This window comes from Arthrobacter sp. Soil762, assembly GCF_001428335.1.
Taxonomy (GTDB): Bacteria; Actinomycetota; Actinomycetes; order Actinomycetales; family Micrococcaceae; genus Arthrobacter.
In genome coordinates, this window is record NZ_LMSG01000001.1 from 296,273 (window position 1) to 314,793 (window position 18,521).

Below are 18,521 nucleotides of genomic sequence, written 5' to 3' on the forward strand. Positions count from 1 at the left end.
ATGCGCCGGATAGTCGCGGCAAGCCTAAGGTTCAGATCGATCATCATTGCGATGGCGGCGGCGCTGTTGATGGTAGGCGGCGCCCAGCTCAGCAGTGCCTCGGTGGACGTGTTCCCTGAATTCGCGCCGCCGAAAGTGGAGGTCCAGACAGCCTGCCTGGGACTTACCGCCGCTGAGGTGGAAGAACTCGTTTCGGTTCCCATGGAAGAAGCCTTCAACGGCATCGACGGCCTCCACCACATGCGGTCCAAGTCGGTACCGCAGCTGTCCTCGATTGTGATGGAATTCGAGAATGGCACGGATCTGCTCACGGCCCGACAGCTTGTGTCCGAGCGGATGGCGACGGTCATTCCGACGCTGCCCACCTGGGCGGCGCCGCCGGTCATGCTGCAGCCCCTGTCCTCCACCAGCCGGGTCATGAAGATCGGGCTGTCCTCGGACACCCGGTCCCTGATCGAGATGTCAATGATTTCCTACTGGAACATCAGGGCCCATCTGCTCCGCGTTCCCGGCGTGGCAAACGTGGCAATCTGGGGTGAACGTCTCCAGATGCTTCAGGTCCAGGCTGACCCGGCCAAGCTGGCAGCAAACAAGGTCAGCCTGGAAACCGTCATGAGCACCACCGCCAATGCCCTCGACGCCGGCCTGCTCCAGTATTCCTCCGGTGCCCTGATCGGCACCGGCGGTTCCCTGGACACACCCAGCCAGACAATTGGGATCAGGCACGTCCAGCCCATCACCACGCCTGCGGAACTCGCGAAGGTGGCACTGGAGGATCGTGAGGGACAGCCCCCGCTCCAGCTGGGCGACGTGGCCAATGTGGTGGAGGACCACCAGCAGCTGATCGGTGACGCCGTCATCAACGGCGGACCGGGCCTGATGCTGATCGTGGAAAAACTGCCTTGGGGCAACACCCTCGAAGTGACTCGGGGGGTGGAAGAGGCCATGAAGCAACTCGAGCCCGGCTTGACCGGAATCGCTGTGGACACTGCCATTTTCCGGCCAGCGACCTTCATTGAGGAATCCCTCGACAACCTGAGCGTAGCCCTGCTGCTGGGATGCCTGCTGGTGATCCTGGTATTGAGTGTCTTCCTCTTCCAGTGGCGGACGGCCCTGGTCAGCGTTCTGGCCATCCCCTTGTCACTGGTGGCGGCGGCCCTCGTGTTGTATTGGACCGGCGGCACGGTCAACACCATGGTGCTTGCGGGGTTGGTGATTGCCGTCGGAGTGGTGGTGGACGATGCCATCATCGACGTCGAAAATATCGTCAGGCGGCTCCGGCACCACAGGGCAAGCGGAGCGCCCGGAAGCACCGCCAGGGTGGTGGTCAACGCGTCGCTTGAGGTCCGCGGACCAATCGTTTACGCCACGCTGATCATCGTCGCCGCAACGGTTCCGATCTTCTTCCTGGACGGGCTCACGGGCGCGTTCTTCCGGCCGCTTGCCACGTCCTACACCCTCGCGGTGATCGCATCCATGCTCGTGGCGCTGACGGTCACTCCCGCAATGGCATACATCTTCTTGCGAAATGCCAAGCTGGAGGACCGGGATCCGCCCGTGGTCAGGGTCCTGAAGCGCTGGTACGCCAACGCGCTCCGGCCCATCGTCCGCCGGCCTGTTCCCGGCTACCTGACCCTGGCCGCCGTCGGCGTCATCGGCATCGTAGCGGCGCCGCTGCTGGGCCAATCGTTGCTCCCGTCTTTCAAGGAGCGCGATTTCCTGATGCACTGGCTCACACAGCCCGGCACATCCAACGCCGAGGAAGTCCGCGTCAGCCAGCTCGCCTGCGCTGAACTCATTGCCATTCCGGGTGTCAACAATTGCGGGTCCCACACGGGACAGGCGTTCAACGCCGATGAGGTGGTGGGCGTCTACTTCGGCGAGAACTGGATCAGCGTCGACCCCGGGGTGGATTATGACCAAACCCTGGCAGCAGTCTCGCAGGTAGTGGACGGTTACCCCGGAATCACACGGGATGTGCAGACGTACCTCAAGGAACGCATCCGTGAGGTACTCACCGGAACCGGCTATGCCGTCGTCGTCCGCGTATACGGAGACGACCTTGCAACGCTGCGCCAGGAAGCCGACAAGATTAAGACCATCCTGGGCGGCATTGAGGGAGCCATCGGCGCGAAGGTTGCCCTCCAGGCCAGCGTGCCGCAGATCAATGTGGAGGTGAACCTGGAAGCGGCGAACCGCTATGGGCTGAAGCCGGGCGATGTGCGGCGTGCCGCGGCGACCTTCGTTGCCGGTGAAGAGGTAGGCGACATTTACCGGGACGGGAAGGCCTACGACGTCCAGGTGTGGAGCCCGCCGGAGGCCCGGACGAGTGTCACGAACATTGAGAACCTTCCCCTCGATACGCCGAGCGGGGTCAAGATCCGGATGGCTGATGTCGCCACGATTTCGGTGAAGCCCACGCCCAACGTCATTGAGCGTTCGGAGGGATCCAGGCGCATCGATGTCAGTGCCAACGTCAAGGAAGGTGATCTGGCGAAGGTCGTGGAGAAGCTCAAGACCGATATGGAATCTGTTCAGTTCCCTGTCGGCTACAGCGCGGTTGTCCTCGGCGAATACGCCGAACGCCAGGCCGCATCCCAACGGCTGCTGCTCTACTCCATTGGCGCGGTCATCGTCGTCTTCCTTCTCCTGCAGGCGGCTTTCAAGAGTTGGAGGCTGGCCACCCTGGCCATCCTGACCCTGCCGGTGGCGCTCGTGGGCGGGGTGATCGCCGCCCACCTCAGCGGCGGAATCCTGTCACTGGGTTCGCTGGTTGGCTTCCTGACACTCATGGGGATCGCGGCACGCAATGGCATCCTGCTCATCAACCACTGCCAGCACCTGGAGCAGTACGAGGGCATGCCTTTCGGACCTGCGTTGGTGCTTCGGGGGGCTGCAGAGCGCTTGTCGCCGATCCTCATGACCACACTGGCTACTGCCCTTGCCCTGGTTCCGCTCGTGGTGATGGGGAACATCCCGGGCCACGAGATTGAACATCCCATGGCCGTGGTGATTCTGGGCGGGCTGGTAACGTCAACGCTGGTCAACCTGTTCATCGTCCCATCGCTGTACCTGCGATTCGCCAAAGGTGGCCGCGCCCACCGGCACAGGGCACATGAGCTTGAACCCGCGCCTTCGGTTTAGCTGGATCCGCCACGAGTGTGAAAGGCACGTGAGATGGCTTTTCGAGCCCATCGTTTTACGGCATACGGGTCCGCATTACTGCTGGCCTTCGGATCGCTGACGGTGGTGTCGGCACCCACAGCGGGTGCCGCGCCGCCGGCCCCGGAACTCTGCGGGCCCGGCTCCGCGATCAACTTTGACCGTTCGGATTTCCAGGCTTCCCCGCGGATCGATAACACATGGTTCCCGCTCAAGCCCGGCATGCAGTACACGACGACGGGGACCGTGACCTCTGCCGAAGGGACCAGCAAACGCACCGTCGTGCATACAGTCACCGGGCTGACCAAGGTAATTGACGGCGTCAAGACCCGTGTCCTGTGGGACCGCGACTACTCGGACGGCGAACTGGTGGAATCCGAACTGGCCTTCTTTGCGCAGACTGGAAAGGGAACGGTCTGGCTCTTCGGCGAATATCCGGAGGAATACGAAAACGGCGAGTTCGTTGGTGCGCCCAGCACTTTCATCAGCGGGCTTGCCAGGGCCCAGGCCGGCATCGCCATTCAGGCCAGGCCCCGGACCGGCACGCCGGACTATGTCCAGGCCTATGCACCCAAGGTTGACTTCCTTGACTGCGGGACAGTGTTCAAGAAGAACCAGCACGTCTGCGTCCCGACTGGCTGCTACGACGATGTACTGGTGATCGATGAATACAACCCGCTGGAACCGCCTGAGGCAGGCCACCAGCGGAAGTTCTACTCAGCCGGAACAGGGCTGGTGAAAGTCACCGCCGTCGGCGGTCCCGACCAGGAATTCATGGACCTGGTGAAAGTGAAGAAGCTGGGCGCCGCGCAGTTCGCGGCCGTCAACACCCAAGCGCTGGAACTGGATGGGCGGGCATACTCGGTCAGCAGAAGCGTCTATGCGAAGACACCGCCGGCTGAACTCGACGGACCCTGACCACCGTGCTGGCGAGGGTTGGTGACCGGGGGTCCCGACCCGCACAAGACGAGGGAGGGCGGCACTCCTCGGGCCACCCTCCCTCTTCGTTGCAGTCCGGAGACCGGTTCGGAGTGCTTAGCGCACGTCCTCGTCGACCCAATCCATGGACTTCGTCACGGCCTTCCTCCACAGGCGCAGCTGCCGGTCCTGCTCGGCCTGGTCAAGTTTCGGTTCCCACCTCTTGTCCTCGGACCAGTTGGACGAGAGTTCGCCGAGGTCCTTCCAGAAGCCGACGGCGAGGCCGGCTGCGTAGGCGGCGCCCAGTGCGGTGGTTTCCACTACCTTCGGCCGGATCACCGGAACGCCCAGGATGTCCGCCTGGAACTGCATCAGCGCGTCGTTGGCAACCATGCCGCCGTCGACCTTCAGTTCAGTGAGCGGAACGCCGGAATCCGCGTTGACCGCGTCCAGCACCTCGCGGGTCTGGAAGGCTGTGGCCTCCAGCGCCGCCCGGGCGATGTGGTTCTTGTTGACGAACCGGGTCAGGCCCACGATGGCGCCGCGGGCATCCGAACGCCAGTACGGCGCGAAGAGCCCCGAGAAGGCCGGCACAATATAGACGCCGCCGTTGTCCTCCACGGCCGCCGCCAGCGTTTCCACCTCCGGCGCGCTGCTGATCATGCCCAAATTGTCCCGGAGCCACTGAATCAGGGAACCGGTGACCGCGATGGAGCCTTCCAGCGCATAGTGCGTTGGGGCATCGCCGAGCTTGTACCCGACCGTGGTGAGCAGGCCGTTCTTCGAATGAACAATCTCCTCGCCGGTATTGAAGATCAGGAAGCAGCCGGTGCCGTACGTGTTTTTGGCTTCACCGGCCTCGAACGCCGCCTGCCCGAACGTGGCGGCCTGCTGGTCACCCAGGATGCCTGACACGGGAACTTCGCGCAGCAGCTGAGAGGTGTGCACGGTGCCGTAGACCTCAGAGGAGGACTTGATGGCCGGCATCATGCTCAGCGGCACGCCGAAGATGCCCAGGATTTCCTCGTCCCAGGTCAGCGTGTCGAGGTCCATGAAAAGCGTGCGGGAGGCGTTGGTGACGTCGGTGACGTGCACACCGCCGTCCACGCCGCCGGTCAGGTTCCAGAGGACCCAGGCGTCGGTGTTGCCGAAGATCAGGTCACCGGCTTCCGCTTTGGCCCGCGCGCCGTCGACGTTGTCCAGGATCCACTTAATCTTTGTCCCTGAGAAATACGTGGCCAGCGGCAGGCCCACCTTCTGCTTGAACCGCTCCGGGCCGCCGTCCTTGGACAGCTCGTCCACGATGTCCTGCGTGCGGGTATCCTGCCAGACAATTGCGTTATAGACGGCCTCGCCGGTGGTTTTGTCCCAGACGACGGCGGTCTCGCGCTGATTGGTAATCCCGACGGCGGCGATATCGTGCCGGGTCAGATTCGCCTTGGAGAGGGCGGAAGCGATCACCTCGCGGGTGTTGTTCCAGATCTCGGCCGGGTTGTGCTCCACCCAGCCCGCCTGCGGGAAGATCTGCTCGTGCTCCATTTGGCCCGAGGACACGATAGCGCCGCTGTGGTCAAAGATGATGGCGCGGGAGCTGGTGGTGCCCTGGTCAATGGCGATGACGTATTGGTTCATGGTGACGTCCTTGTCTGTATTTTTGTGTGAGTTTGAAATGGTTACTAGCCGGCGACGGCAGGCATGATCGCGGGAACCCAGAACGCCACCAGGCCGGCAAGGCTACCGCCGACCAGCGGCCCTACGACGGGGATCCAGGAGTAGGCCCAGTCACTGGAGCCCTTGCCCTTGATGGGCAGGATTGCGTGGGCGATGCGGGGCCCGAGGTCACGGGCCGGATTGATGGCATAACCCGTGGGTCCACCCAGGGATACGCCGATGCCCACCACGAGCAGTGCCACCGCCAGCGGCCCCAGGCCCGAGGGCGTCCCGCCGAACGTCAGGATGACGAAGACCAGGACAAACGTGCCGATGATCTCCGTGAGCAGGTTCCAGGGGGTGGAGCGGATGGCCGGACCGGTGGAAAAGGTCGCCAGCTTGTTGGCTTCCACGGGTTCGGCATCGAAGTGCTGCTTGTATGCGACCCAGCAAAGGACAGCACCCAGGAATGCGCCGAGCATTTCACCGCCAAAGTAGGTGAAAGTTGAGGCCACATCTACCGGGACGCCGGGGGCATACTCCTTGCTCTGCTTGGCGAGTAGGCCCAGCGTGACGGCGGGATTGAGGTGGGCGCCGGATTTGGCGGCAACAAAAACACCCGCGAAGACGGCGATCCCCCACCCCCAGGTCACCATCAGGAACCCGCCGCTGTTGCCTTTTGTGCCCTTCAGGGCAACGTTGGCCACGACGCCGCAACCCAGCAGGGTGAGCATCGCCGTTCCGAAGACTTCGGAAAGAAAAACAATTCCAAGAGACATCATTGACTCCTCTATTTTCTATTGTGCGGTCCTTCGCGGGTTGAAGGACCGTTGAACCGGAGCGCTTTGACGCCCCGGATGCAGCCTGGCCTGCCTAGGCCACCAGGCTGTGGATCTGCACGCCGTGGAAGCGCTCCAGCACCTCCCGTGCACGTTGGATCTCGCCAGCCTTCGCTGCCGCGTCCCAGCCGAGCGGTGCGGAAAGCACATCGGCCATCTCGACGAGGAGTTCACCGGTCACCAGCCCCCGGAAGGCAAGCGACGTGCGCCGGACCAGGACATCGATGAGGTGTCCGATCTGCTCATTCCGGGCCATGAACTCCAGCTCACGGACGCTGAGTTCACGGGTGGAACGGAGCAGCCTGTCCGGGCCGGCATCAAGATAGCGGATCACGTCGTCAGCCCTCGTACCGTAGCGGGTCAGCAGGACGGCGGAGCGGTCTGCATCCCGGCCGGCACCCATATGCGCCTTGATCCATTTCTGGATTCCGGCGTCATCCTCGGGGAAGCCGGCGCCGCCTCCGATGGCGAGTTTCGCCGTCGAGACCTTCCGTTCCATCCCCAGCTCGGCGAGTACATCATTTGCCATGTGCTCGGCCAGAGCCCGGAAAGTGGTCCATTTGCCGCCCACCAGGCTGAGTACGACGGCGGTTCCTGCGCCGGGTGCCCCGGCAGCCGGCGTGCGCCGTTCAATCCGGTAGTCACGCGACACAAACCCCGGTTGCGTGGCGTCGTGGCGTGGCAGCGGGCGGACACCCGAGAACGTGTAGACGATCTGGTCACGCTGCACGGTGATGTCCGGGAAGACGTGGCCGATCAGGTCAAAGAAGTACTCGATCTCCTCCTCCGTGCACACAGCGTCCTTCGTCATGTCGGCAAGGACATCAGTGGTTCCCACCAGGACCCGGTCGCCCATGGGATAGATGAGGACGATCCGGCCGTCCGTGTGCTCAAAGAAGATCTCCCGGCCTTTGCAGGCCTCGAGCAGGCCCGGGTGGTCCAGAACTATGTGCGATCCCTTCGTGCCGCCCATAAAGGCCGACGCCGCCCCCATGGCTTCGTTGGTCAGGTCCACCCAGGCGCCGGTGGTGTTAACAATGACGTCCGCGGTGAAATCAAACAGCTCGCCGGTCAGTTCGTCGCGGAGCTGGACCGTGGTGCCAGACTCTGTTGTGCCGGACTGCGTGGCAACCCCGCCGAGCGAATGGAGTGCAAGGTAGTTGCTCGCCCGTGCTGTTGAGCTTTCCGGCCCGCCGCTGACTTGCCCGGCTTTCTCACCGTCCTGGAGCACATCGAGCGTAAGGCGCTCGGGGTTGTGGACCGACGCGTCGAAGTAGGTGGCTGCGTATTTGATGCCGGGGTGCAGCTGCGGCAGCTCGGCGAGGGCACGCTTGCGTCCGCGGAACTGGTGGCGCGGCACGGAGCCGCCATCCCGGGAGAACGAGTCGTACATGCTCAGCCCCAGTTTGATCAGGAAGGCGCCGCGCTCCTTGGGCTTGCCCTGCTGTTTGTGCGTGAGGAACCGCAAGGGTGCGGACAGGACGCCGGAAAATGTGCTGAAGATCGGGATGGTGGTCTGGAGGGGCTTCACATAGTGCGGTGCGATCCGCAGGAGGCGGTTGCGTTCCACCACGGATTCGCGGACGAGGCGGAATTCCCCGTTTTCCAGGTAACGGATGCCGCCGTGAATCATATGGGAGGACGCGCCGCTGGCACCCTGGCAGTAATCGCCACGCTCCACCAGGGCAACGTCCACTCCCTGCAGGGCGAGGTCACGGAAAGTTCCCACGCCGTTGATGCCTCCGCCGACGATCAGTACCTTGGCATGCGGACGGTTCCGAAGTCCCTGCACCGATGCCCGCGGCACGGGGCTGTGGGCGGGCGTGGCTCCGCTGTGGCCGAATGAATCTTTGAGTCCCAACACTGCTCCCTGGGTTATTGGCGTGCCGGCATCCGCCGGACGCACCGTCGTTCTTCAACTATTGTTTGGAGTAATGGAAAATGGAGTCAAGCACTATGCACAAACGTGCAGAATGGAGTCAGAATGACGCCTTCCCGGCACTCAGATGCGCTGCGGGCTGCACAGATGTATTACCTCCAGGACCTGACCATGGACGCAATCGCCCGGGAATTGCGGACTTCCCGGTCCACTGTTTCCAGGCTTCTCTCGGCCGCCAGGGACACGGGCCTGGTCCAGATCCAGATCCGCAACCCCATGGATACCGGCCCCGAACTCGAAAGCATGATCCGGCGCGAGTACAACGTGGACGTGCATGTTGTTCCGGTGCTGGAGTCGTTGAACGAGGCGGAAACCCTGGACCGTGTGGCCATTCAGGCAGCACGCACCATCGGCCCACTCGTGGACTCCAATGCGATCATTGGCGTCGCATGGGGATCAACGCTCAGTGCCGTCAGCAGGCACCTCACCCGCAAGATCACGCACGACACCGTGGTGGTCCAGTTAAACGGCGCCGGCAATATGCACACCACCGGTATCACGTACGCGAGTGACATCATGCGCCGCTTCGGAAGTGCCTACGGCGCACGCGTGGAGCAGTTCCCTGTTCCCGCGTTTTTTGACCATGCGGCCACCAAAACCGCCATGTGGAATGAGCGCAGCGTGCAGCGCATCCTGGACCTGCAGGCCCGGATGAGCATCGCGATCTTCGGCGTTGGATCCGTGCATGCCGATTACCCGAGCCACGTCTACGCGGGTGGATACCTGGACGAGAGCGATCTGCAGATGCTGGCCCATTCAGATGTGGTGGGTGACGTTGCCACGGTCTTTTTCCGGCGTGACGGATCCTCTGACGGCATCGTCCTGAACGAACGCTCCACGGGTCCGGCGCTCGCCCAGCTGCGTCAGGTCCGGCGGCGGATCTGCGTGATTTCCGGGGCATCCAAGATCAACGGCCTGCGGGGCGCCCTCTCCGCTGGCCTTGCCACCGACCTGATCGTGGATGAAGCCACCGCGCGCCGCCTGGTGGGCTTTGGCGGTGTCGCCTGACCCAATGGGTAAAGTCAATGCTATGAAAACCTCACCCCGGCTCAGCCTCAACAACGGCGTGCTGATCGACCAGTTGGGATTCGGGCTGTACAAAGTTCCGGCAGCGGAAGCATCCGGCCTGGTGGCCACAGCCCTCGGCACCGGATACCGCCACTTTGACACGGCAGCGATGTACGGAAACGAAACCGGCGTGGCGCGGGGGCTCGGCCCCGCCATGGATTCCGAAGGCAGAAGCGGCGGCTCCGGGGAATCCTCGCCCGGCCTGCGGCGCGAGGACGTCTTCATCACCACGAAGGTCTGGAACGATGACCAGGGCTACGACTCAACCCTCCGTGCCTTCGATACCTCCATGGTCAACCTCGGCCTGGACTATGTGGATATGTACCTGATCCACTGGCCCTGCGCCAAGCGGGAGCTGTTCACCGACACCTACCGCGCCCTCGAAACGCTGTATCGCGAAGGCAAAGTCCGGGCCATCGGTGTCTGCAACTTCCAACCCGCGCATCTTGACCGCCTGCTCGATAGCGCCGAAGTGGTGCCCGCCGTGAACCAGATTGAACTGCACCCCTGGCTCCAGCAGGCGGAGCTCAGGGACAAGCACCACGCCCTGGGCATCCGGACGGAAGCCTGGAGTCCCCTGGGACGCGGACACGTTCTGTCGGATCCGGTGGTCCTCGCCCTGGCCGCCGAACACGGCAGGACAGCAGCCCAGGTCATTCTTCGGTGGCACATCCAGCTGGGGAACATCGCCATTCCGAAGGCAAGCTCCGAATCCCGGATCCGGGAAAACCTGGACGTCTTCGGCTTTGAACTTTCAGACCGCGACATGGCAGCCCTTGCCGAGCTTGACCGCGGTCAGCGCACCGGGTCCCACCCCGACAACGTCAACTAGGACCGAGGGTCATGAAAACCGCCGATCAACAGCCATCCCCTGCGCCCTCCTTCTTCAGCGCCGGGCTGGCCGCCCGCACCCGGGCCGCCGACATCGTGATTAACGGCAGCACCGTGGCGTACTGGACTTACGAACCGATCCAGGCCACACCGGACACCCGCACCATTCTGGTCATCCATGGTTTCCGCGGCGATCACCACGGCCTGCTCCGGGTTGCAGACCTGTTGCCGGAAATGCGCATCATCATGCCGGACCTGCCGGGGTTCGGCAACTCCGCCGCGTTTGTGTCCGGGAGACATTCGGTGGAGCAGTACGGCACCTTTGTCACCGACTTTATGGCGGCGCTCGGCCTCGGCCCGGACACCGTGCTGCTGGGGCACTCCTTCGGCTCGATCGTCGCCGCCCATTTTGTCGCCACCCACCCGGGTACCGTCACACCGCTGATCCTGATCAACCCCATCGCCGCGCCTGCCCTGGAAGGCCCCAAGGGCATCATGACCAAGCTGGCCGTCCTCTACTACCGGCTGGCGGCCCGGCTCCCCCGCCCGCTGGGACTGGCACTGCTGCGCAGTCCGCTGATTGTCAGGGTCATGAGCGAGGCCATGGCCAAGACGTCCGACAAAGAGCTGCGCCGCTTCGTCCACGGCCAGCACCATGCCTACTTCAGCGCGTTCGCGGACCGGGAAAGCCTCCTCGAATCGTTCACGGCGTCGGTCAGCGGCCATGTGGCCGAGGTTGCCGGGAAGCTGAACCTGCCGGTGCTCCTGGTCGCCGGCGAAAACGACGAGATTGCCACCCTCCCGGACCAGCAACGTCTCGCCGCGCTCCTCCCCGACGGCGTCCTCAAAGTCATTCCCGGCGTCGGCCACCTGATCCACTACGAAACGCCCGGCCCCGCCGCCGGCTTCATCCGCAGCTTCCTTAAGGACCACGCCGCGTGAAGATTGTTATCGATGCACGATTCACCCGGACCGATCATCACGACGGCATCAGCCGTTACGGAGCCAGCCTCATCGCCGCCACGGCAAAGGTGGCCGACGTTTCCATGCTTATCAGCGACACGCGCCAACTGGCGCTGCTCCCGGATGTTCCGTACACGTTGATAAACAGTCCGCTGTCCCCGCTGGAGCTGTTCGTGGCCCGCAGGATCAACCCGCTGGGGGCAGACGTTGTGGTGTGCCCCATGCAGACCATGGGCAGCTGGCGGCGCAAGTACGGCCTGGTCCTGACCCTGCACGACCTCATTTACTACGAGCACCCTGCGCCCCCGGGATTCCTGCCGGCACCCGTCCGCGTGCTCTGGCGGCTCTACCACAAGGCGTTCTGGCCGCAGCGCGTCCTCCTCAACCGGGCGGACACCGTGGCCACCATCAGCCGGACCACGGAAGCGCTGATGGCCAAGTACCGGCTCACCAAAAGGCCCGTGCGGATCATCAGCAACGCCCCGCAGCCCGCCCAGGAACCGCGCGACCCTGCCGCCGGAGCGGACCATTCGCTGGTGTACATGGGCTCGTTTATGCCCTACAAGAACGTTGAAACAATGGTGGCCGGCATGTCCGAGCTGCCAGATTTCACCCTGCACCTGCTGAGCAGGATCACCGCCGAGCGCCGGGCCGAGCTGGAGATCATGGTGCCGCAGGGTGCCACCGTGGTCTTCCACAACGGTGTCACCGATGACGAATATGCCGTCCTGCTCATGCGGGCCACCGCACTGGTGAGCCTCTCCCGCGCCGAAGGCTACGGTCTTCCGCTGGTGGAGGCCATGGCCCTCGGCACGCCGGTCATCGCCAGCGACATCCCGATATTCCGCGAGGTGGGCGGCGACGCGGCAACCTACGTTGATCCCGCATCCCCGGCAGAGTTCGCCGCTGCCGTGCAGAAACTGCGGGACGACGCCCACTGGCAACAGGTGTCCCGCCGTTCCGTGGCACGTGCGCAGGAGTTCAGCTGGGACGAATCCGCGCAGCAGCTGGTGGACGTGGCCCACGACATCATGGCGCGGCGCAGCCGCTGACTGATGCCTCCAAAGGAAGCCGTTAGAGGACGTCCACGCCGTCCAGCCTGACCTGGACCGGTTCCGTGGTCCTCTTGGCGGCGGCCGCAGCCTTTGTTGCACGTAACACCCGGGCGACCGTGGCCGCCTGCCCGTACGCGAAGAACAGCAGGGCCCGCGCATCCTCCCCGGCCCCCTGGGCTCCCCCGGCGGCCGCTGGACCGGTGAGGACCAGCGGCGCCGGTCCTGCGGTCCGCAGCGTCACGCCGGCGGCGGCCAGCTCCTTCTCAACGGTCCCGGAAAAATGTACGACGGCGGCCCGGGGGCCGGTGACCGAGGCAATCCTCACCGCCGGCGGCAGCTGGAGTTCCATCCGGAGTTCCAGCTCGCGCCTGGCGTACCCGGCCGGGTCCCACCGCAGCAACGCGCCAACAGCAACACTTTCCGTCGCGGTGATGACCACCAGTCCGCCGTCGGACGCCGGGCGCACCAAAGCCGCGGCGTTGAACCAGCGGCGCACCGTGTCTTCCCCGGCGCGGAGGTTCTCCCGGCGGAGCAGGGAGTCACCGTCGAGGAGCAGCGCCGCAGCATAACCACCTTCCGCCACGGGCTCGGCCCCGACGGTGGCCACCACCAAGGTCTTGGCGCTGCCAACGCCGGCCTTGATGTTGCCGCCCGAGGACGTAATGACGGTTTTTCCGGGAAATGCCCTGCCCAGCTCTTCGGCTGTGCGCAGGACGCCGGTGGCGCCCTTACGGAGCTTGTGCCCCGCGCAATGGGCACACTGCCACTCCGGCGCCGGCGTGGAACACCAGCGGCACTGCGGGACCGCAGAGCTGCCGGTGGCTCCGGCCAGGGCAAGGGGACCTTGGCAGGCCTGGCAGCGGGCGGGTTCGCGGCACGTCTCACAGACGAGCGACGGCGCATAGCCGGCGCGGGCCACCTGCACCAGGACGGGCCCACGTTCCAGCCCGTCCTTGGCAGCCCGCCACGCGGCACCGGGAAGCCGCGCAACCAGGGCCAGGGGGTCGCGTTCCTGTTCGAAGCTGTCCGCCGTGTTCAGTACCCGGGGCACGGTCCGTCGTGCGAACGCCCGATCGGCCTCAACGGGCATGGCCCAGCCGGCCTCCACCAGCCGCTGGAGTTCCGTGCTCCTGGAATGACCGGCCATGAGGCAAGCTGTCCCTTCCTGGTCCGCGCGCAGCAGCAGCACGTCGCGGGCATGGGCATACGGGGCACGCTGTTCGATGTGGAGGTCATCGCCGTCGTCCCAGCAGGCAACAAGGCCCAGATCCCGGACCGGGGCAAACGCTGCCGAGCGCGTGCCGATGGCTACGCGCGCGGACCCGGCAAGGAGGCGCAGGAAGTTCCGGTAGCGGGGAGTGGGGCCGTCGTCGGATGTCAGGCGGGCGATATCGTCGGCGGGCAGCACCGCCAGGAGCGCCTTTTCCAACTGGTCCAGGTCCCGGTAGTCCGGCACCACCACCACGGCGCCGCGGCCGGAGGCACGGACTGCTGCCACGGCCGTTGCCATCAGGTGCGGCCAAGCTGCCGGGCCGAATCCCTGGAGCGGGTTGAAGACCGCCCGTGGAGATCCGCCGCCCCTCAGGTGGCGGACAAATGCCGGGCCGTTGCGGTACCCGGTCCAGTCTGCTCCAGTCCCGGCGGGGACGTCCGGGCCGGTCAAGGCCCCGGCGTCGGCGTGCGGATCCGGTGACGCAGGCTCTGCTCCCGGCAACGAGAGGAAGTCCTTCTCGAGCCTCGCCATCCGCGGAGGCACCGCGACGCGAAGGACGTCACTGACCGTGCCCGCATACCGGGCCGCGACGGCGGACACCAGATCCCGGACAGCCGGCGTCAGAACGACGACCGGAGAGACCACTTTCTGCAGCGGTACCAGGGTGTGGCCGGCGTCGGATTCTTCAGTCCGTTCAATGATGAACCCGGACAGGTCCTGGCCGTTGAAACTGACCTTGACCCGGACGCCGGCCTGTGCGGCCGTGTCCAGTTCGGCCGGCACGCTGTAGTCGAAAGGCCGGTCCAGATGCGGCAGCGGCGTCTCCACGAGGACCCTGGCCACCGGAAGGTTCGCGGCCAGCGGGGGCCCGGACGGCCTGGCCTTCGCCGGGAAGCCCTGCAGCAGCGACAACTGGACGGCGCCGGGAGGGACAGACTCATCAGAGGCCATGGCGGACTGGCCTACGCGTTGAAGAAGGCCTTCAGGTCCTCCACGCGGTCCAGGCGCTCCCAGGTGAAGTCGGGATCGTCACGGCCGAAGTGTCCGTGCGCGGCGGTCTTCGCGTAGATGGGACGCTTGAGGTCCAGGGCATCGATGATGGCACGCGGGCGGAGGTCGAAGATCTCTGCGATGGCGGCGCTGATCCTGGCCGGGTCCACCGTCTCGGTGCCGAAGGTCTCGACGTACGTGCCCACGGGACGGGCCTGGCCGATGGCGTAGGCAATCTGGATCTCGGCGCGCTTTGCCAGTCCGGCCGCCACGACGTTCTTGGCAACCCAGCGCATGGCGTAGGCAGCGGAACGGTCCACCTTGGAGGGGTCCTTGCCCGAGAAGGCGCCGCCGCCGTGCCGGGCCATGCCGCCGTAGGTGTCCACAATGATCTTGCGTCCGGTCAGGCCGGCGTCACCGACGGGCCCGCCGATGACAAACTCACCGGCCGGGTTCAAGATGTTGGCAGCCCGGGAAATGTCCAGGTTGGCTGCAGCCAAGACGGGCCGAATGACAAAGGCGGCGAGGTCCGCGCGCAGCCGGTCCAGGCTGGTGCCTGCGGCGTGCTGGCTGGAGATGACGACGGTTTCGACGGAAACCGGGACGTCCTTGTCGTAGCCGATGGTGACCTGGGTCTTGCCGTCGGGGCGGAGGTAGGACAGTTCTCCGGACTTGCGTACCTCGGTGAGGCGTTCGGACAGGCGGTGCGCGATCCAGATCGGCACCGGCATGTAGGACGGGGTTTCGTCGCTCGCGTACCCGAACATCAGGCCCTGGTCGCCGGCGCCCTGGAGGTCGTAGTCGTCCTCCTGGCGGCCTTCGCGGGCTTCGAGGGAGTTGAAGACACCCCCGGCGATGTCGTTGGACTGCTGTCCGATGGAGACGGACACACCGCAGCGGGCACCGTCAAAGCCGTTGGCCGAGGAGTCGTAGCCGATGCCGAGGATGGTTTCGCGGACGATCTGCGGGATTTCGACGTAGGCGTCGGTAGTGACTTCACCGGCAACGTGGACCAGGCCGGTGGTGGCCATGGTCTCCACGGCAACGCGGGACTCGGGGTCCGCGGCGAGCAGTGCATCCAGGATGGCGTCACTGATCTGGTCGCAGATTTTGTCCGGGTGGCCTTCAGTGACCGACTCGGACGTGAAGAGTCGGAGGGCGGAGGGCGTGGCCCCGTGGGTGTGGGGAATGTGCAGCGGTAAAGTCACTCAACTACCTTACTGGTTGGGAATCGGACGTCCGGCGGCGTGTGTCCCCGTGCTAAGGAAACGGTGCGTGGCTTTCGGTCAGGCGCGTGGCGAAACGTGGTTCAGCTCATAGCCGACCCGCGTGATGACGGCGGCCGAAACCTCTGTTTTGGTTCCGGCGGCCAGTTGTGGTTCGGCGCCGGAGCGGGCAAGGATGACTACCGAGTTGCTGTCCTGGCCAAAAACCTTGTCCGATCCCACATGATTGACCACCAGGAGATCGCAGCCCTTGCGCTTGAGCTTTGCCTCCGCGTAGGTCAGGACGTCGCCCTGGCCGTCACCGGTCTCTGCTGCGAAGCCCACAATCAGCTGGCTGCGGCGGCTGGCCTGGTTTTCGGGAGCGTGGTCCCGGACCTCGACCAGTTCCTGGAGGATGTCCGGGTTCCGGACCAGGGAAATGACGGGGTCCGCGGTGTCATCACGTTTTTTGATCTTGGTGCCGGAGATCTCCGCGGGGCGGAAGTCCGCCACGGCCGCAGCCATGATCACGACGTCGGAATCCGCCGCGGCTGCCAGCATGGCCTGGCGCAACTCCAGGGCGGTCTCAACGGTCACCACGTCGACCCCGGCCGGCGCCGGGACCTCCATATGGGCGGCGACCAGCCGGACCGTGGCACCCGCGTTGCGGGCGGCGACGGCCAGCGCCACGCCCTGCTTACCGGAGGACCGGTTGCCCAGGAAGCGGACGGGGTCCAGCGGTTCCCGAGTTCCGCCTGCACTGACTGTGACGGTCCGCCCGGCCAGCGGAAGCTGGTAATCGGACTGGCCCTGGGCGAGTGCCATGGCGGCGTCGAAGATGGCTTCGGGCTCAGGCAGGCGGCCCGGACCGGAGTCGGTGCCAGTGAGCCGGCCGCTGGCCGGTTCGAGGACGGCGATGCCCCTGCTTCGCAGCGTTTCAACGTTGGCGCGGGTGGCGGCGTGCTGCCACATCTCCGTGTGCATGGCGGGGGCAAAGAGTACCGGGCCGCTGGCCATGAGCAGCGTGTTGGTGAGGAGGTCGTTGGCCTGTCCGGTGGCCGCGCGCGCCAGCAGGTCCGCGGTCGCCGGTGCCACCACAATGAGGTCGGCCTCATGGCCAAGCCTGACGTGGTTGACCTGGTGCACGTCGTCGAAGACGCTGTTGCTGACCGGGTTCCCGGACAGTGCCTCCCACGTGGCGACACCCACAAAGCGGGTGGCTGCCTCAGTGGGAATCACCGTGACATTGTGGCCGGCTTCAGTAAAAAGCCGGAGGAGCGATGCGACCTTGTAGGCCGCAATCCCTCCCCCGACTCCGAGGACTATGCGCACGTGACCTCCGTCAACAGGGCAGTCTGAACTTACTCTGCGGCTTCGATCGGCGTGGAAACGAGCTTGCCTTCGTTGATTTCGCGCAGGGCGATGGACAGCGACTTCTCGTTCAGCTTGGTGTCGACCAGGGGGCCGACGTACTCGAACAGGCCCTCGTGCAGCTGGGCGTAGTAAGCGTTGATCTGACGTGCACGCTTGGCACCGAAGATCACCAGGCCGTACTTGGAATCAGCTGCCTTAAGCAGTGAGTCGATCGGCGGGTTGATGATGCCTTCAAGGTTCGTGGACACGAATTCTCCAAATTCTAACGGGCTGACTGGTACGGGCTACTAGTGCGGGTGCGGGGTCAGCCCCATGAGTGAAACAAGCTCGTCCGCTGCCCGGCGAACGTCATCATTGATGACGGTGTGGTTAAACTCCGGTTCAGCGGCAAGTTCCAGTTTAGCTGTTTCCAGCCGCTGCTGCTGCTCCTGCTCGGTTTCCGTGCCGCGGCCCACCAGTCGGCGGACCATTTCGTCCCACGTGGGCGGTGCCAGGAACACAAACTGGGCGTCCGGAACGGCTTTCTTGACCTGGCGTGCACCCTGCAGATCGATCTCCAGCAGGACGGACCGGCCGGCGGCGATGGCCTCGTTTACGGTGCTCTTCAGCGTGCCGTAGGTGTTCTGTCCGTGGACTACGGCCCACTCGAGGAACTCGCCGGCTGCAACGAGCGACTCGAACTCTTCCTTGGACTTGAAGAAGTAGTGGACGCCGTCCTGCTCACCGGGCCGCGGAGCGCGGGTGGTGGCCGATACGGAAAGCCAGACTTCGGGGTAGTTATCCCGGATGTAGGTGGACACGGTGCCTTTGCCAACAGCCGTCGGACCAGCGAGGACTGTCAGTCCCGGTTTCTTGCTCACGTATTCCTTTGCGGCGGAGTTTGGGTTCGGGCGCCTCTGGGAACGCCCTATTTCTCGTCTATAAAATCTACCAGCGCCTGGCGCTGGTGAATGCCCAGGCCGCGGAGGCGGCGGGACGCCGCGATGCCCAGCTGCTCCATAATGGCTGCAGCCCTGACTTTTCCGATGCCCGGCAGGGCCTCCAACAGCTCCACCACCCGCATCCGGGCCAGGGCGTCATCCCCGGCGGCGGCACCGATAAGGTCCGCTGCCGACGTCTTGCCGTTTTTGAGGCGCTCTTTCGCGGCCGCCCTGGTGGCCCGCGCGGCGGCCGCCTTGTTCAGGGCGGCCGCGCGTTCCGAAGGAGATAAGGGTCGCAGGCTCATGGAGGACACCCCCGGATTCATCGGCTGAGTCCACGGCGACCGCCATTGGACTTGTCCTGAAACCTACCCCTTGGTGGGCGGTGAATCAA

General features: G+C 64.9%; 15 protein-coding genes. 6 read left to right on the plus strand and 9 right to left on the minus strand.

The features are described from left to right. Both ASG77_RS01370 and ASG77_RS01375 read left to right on the plus strand, forming a co-directional pair. Positions 1–3,144 carry an efflux RND transporter permease subunit gene (locus ASG77_RS01370; RefSeq protein ID WP_056340181.1) on the plus strand — a complete coding sequence of 1,048 codons (3,144 nt, stop codon included), beginning with the start codon at positions 1–3 and terminating at the stop codon, positions 3,142–3,144. A 33-nt stretch (positions 3,145–3,177) separates the two neighbouring features. Then, positions 3,178–4,080 carry a hypothetical protein gene (locus ASG77_RS01375; RefSeq protein WP_056340184.1) on the plus strand — a complete coding sequence of 301 codons (903 nt, stop codon included), beginning with the start codon at positions 3,178–3,180 and terminating at the stop codon, positions 4,078–4,080. Positions 4,081–4,197: 117 nt separating this feature from the next. Here ASG77_RS01375 and glpK read toward each other — a convergent pair whose 3' ends face one another. The 3 genes from glpK to ASG77_RS01390 form a co-directional block, all read right to left on the minus strand. Beyond that, complete coding sequence (gene glpK / locus ASG77_RS01380; RefSeq protein WP_056340187.1) at positions 4,198–5,712, minus strand: glycerol kinase GlpK; 1,515 nt, start codon at positions 5,710–5,712, stop codon at positions 4,198–4,200. A gap of 44 nt (positions 5,713–5,756) precedes the next feature. Beyond that, entirely contained in the window at positions 5,757–6,509 is a 753-nt protein-coding gene (locus ASG77_RS01385) for an MIP/aquaporin family protein (RefSeq protein ID WP_056340190.1), read from the minus strand. A gap of 94 nt (positions 6,510–6,603) precedes the next feature. Continuing rightward, entirely contained in the window at positions 6,604–8,430 is a 1,827-nt protein-coding gene (locus ASG77_RS01390; RefSeq protein ID WP_056340192.1) for a glycerol-3-phosphate dehydrogenase/oxidase, read from the minus strand. Positions 8,431–8,553: 123 nt separating this feature from the next. Between ASG77_RS01390 and ASG77_RS01395 the strand changes: the two genes are divergently transcribed. From ASG77_RS01395 to ASG77_RS01410, 4 genes are read left to right on the plus strand one after another with little or no spacing between them, the layout of a single operon-like run. Continuing rightward, on the plus strand, positions 8,554–9,516 hold the full coding sequence (locus ASG77_RS01395; RefSeq protein WP_056340195.1) for a sugar-binding transcriptional regulator: 963 nt from the start codon (positions 8,554–8,556) through the stop codon (positions 9,514–9,516). Between the two features lie 22 nt (positions 9,517–9,538). Further along, complete coding sequence (locus ASG77_RS01400) at positions 9,539–10,408, plus strand: aldo/keto reductase (RefSeq protein WP_056340198.1); 870 nt, start codon at positions 9,539–9,541, stop codon at positions 10,406–10,408. An 11-nt stretch (positions 10,409–10,419) separates the two neighbouring features. Then, complete coding sequence (locus ASG77_RS01405; protein WP_056340201.1) at positions 10,420–11,349, plus strand: alpha/beta fold hydrolase; 930 nt, start codon at positions 10,420–10,422, stop codon at positions 11,347–11,349. Then, the gene (locus tag ASG77_RS01410) at positions 11,346–12,422 is read left to right on the plus strand and encodes a glycosyltransferase family 4 protein (protein WP_056340204.1); all 1,077 of its coding nucleotides are present in this window, start codon (positions 11,346–11,348) and stop codon (positions 12,420–12,422) included. The genes ASG77_RS01405 and ASG77_RS01410 overlap by 4 nt, the downstream gene beginning before the upstream one ends. 22 nt (positions 12,423–12,444) lie before the next feature. Here the strand turns inward: ASG77_RS01410 and ASG77_RS01415 are convergent, their stop codons facing one another. From ASG77_RS01415 to mihF, 6 genes are all read right to left on the minus strand, one after another. Further along, positions 12,445–14,589, minus strand: a complete 2,145-nt coding sequence (locus ASG77_RS01415; RefSeq protein ID WP_056340207.1) for a primosomal protein N' — start codon at positions 14,587–14,589, stop codon at positions 12,445–12,447. 11 nt (positions 14,590–14,600) lie between these two features. Next, positions 14,601–15,836, minus strand: a complete 1,236-nt coding sequence (gene metK, locus ASG77_RS01420; protein WP_056340211.1) for a methionine adenosyltransferase — start codon at positions 15,834–15,836, stop codon at positions 14,601–14,603. A gap of 78 nt (positions 15,837–15,914) precedes the next feature. Next, a complete protein-coding gene (gene coaBC, locus ASG77_RS01425; RefSeq protein WP_056340214.1) occupies positions 15,915–17,165 on the minus strand; it encodes a bifunctional phosphopantothenoylcysteine decarboxylase/phosphopantothenate--cysteine ligase CoaBC in 1,251 nt (416 codons plus the stop codon). A gap of 29 nt (positions 17,166–17,194) precedes the next feature. Then, positions 17,195–17,455 (minus strand): DNA-directed RNA polymerase subunit omega, encoded by a 261-nt coding sequence (gene rpoZ / locus ASG77_RS01430; protein ID WP_056340218.1) that lies wholly within the window; start codon positions 17,453–17,455, stop codon positions 17,195–17,197. 39 nt (positions 17,456–17,494) lie between these two features. Further along, complete coding sequence (gmk, locus tag ASG77_RS01435; protein WP_056340220.1) at positions 17,495–18,067, minus strand: guanylate kinase; 573 nt, start codon at positions 18,065–18,067, stop codon at positions 17,495–17,497. 47 nt (positions 18,068–18,114) lie between these two features. Beyond that, positions 18,115–18,432, minus strand: coding sequence for an integration host factor, actinobacterial type (gene mihF / locus ASG77_RS01440; RefSeq protein WP_200950605.1), 318 nt, complete (start codon positions 18,430–18,432; stop codon positions 18,115–18,117). Positions 18,433–18,521: the final 89 nt, after the last annotated feature.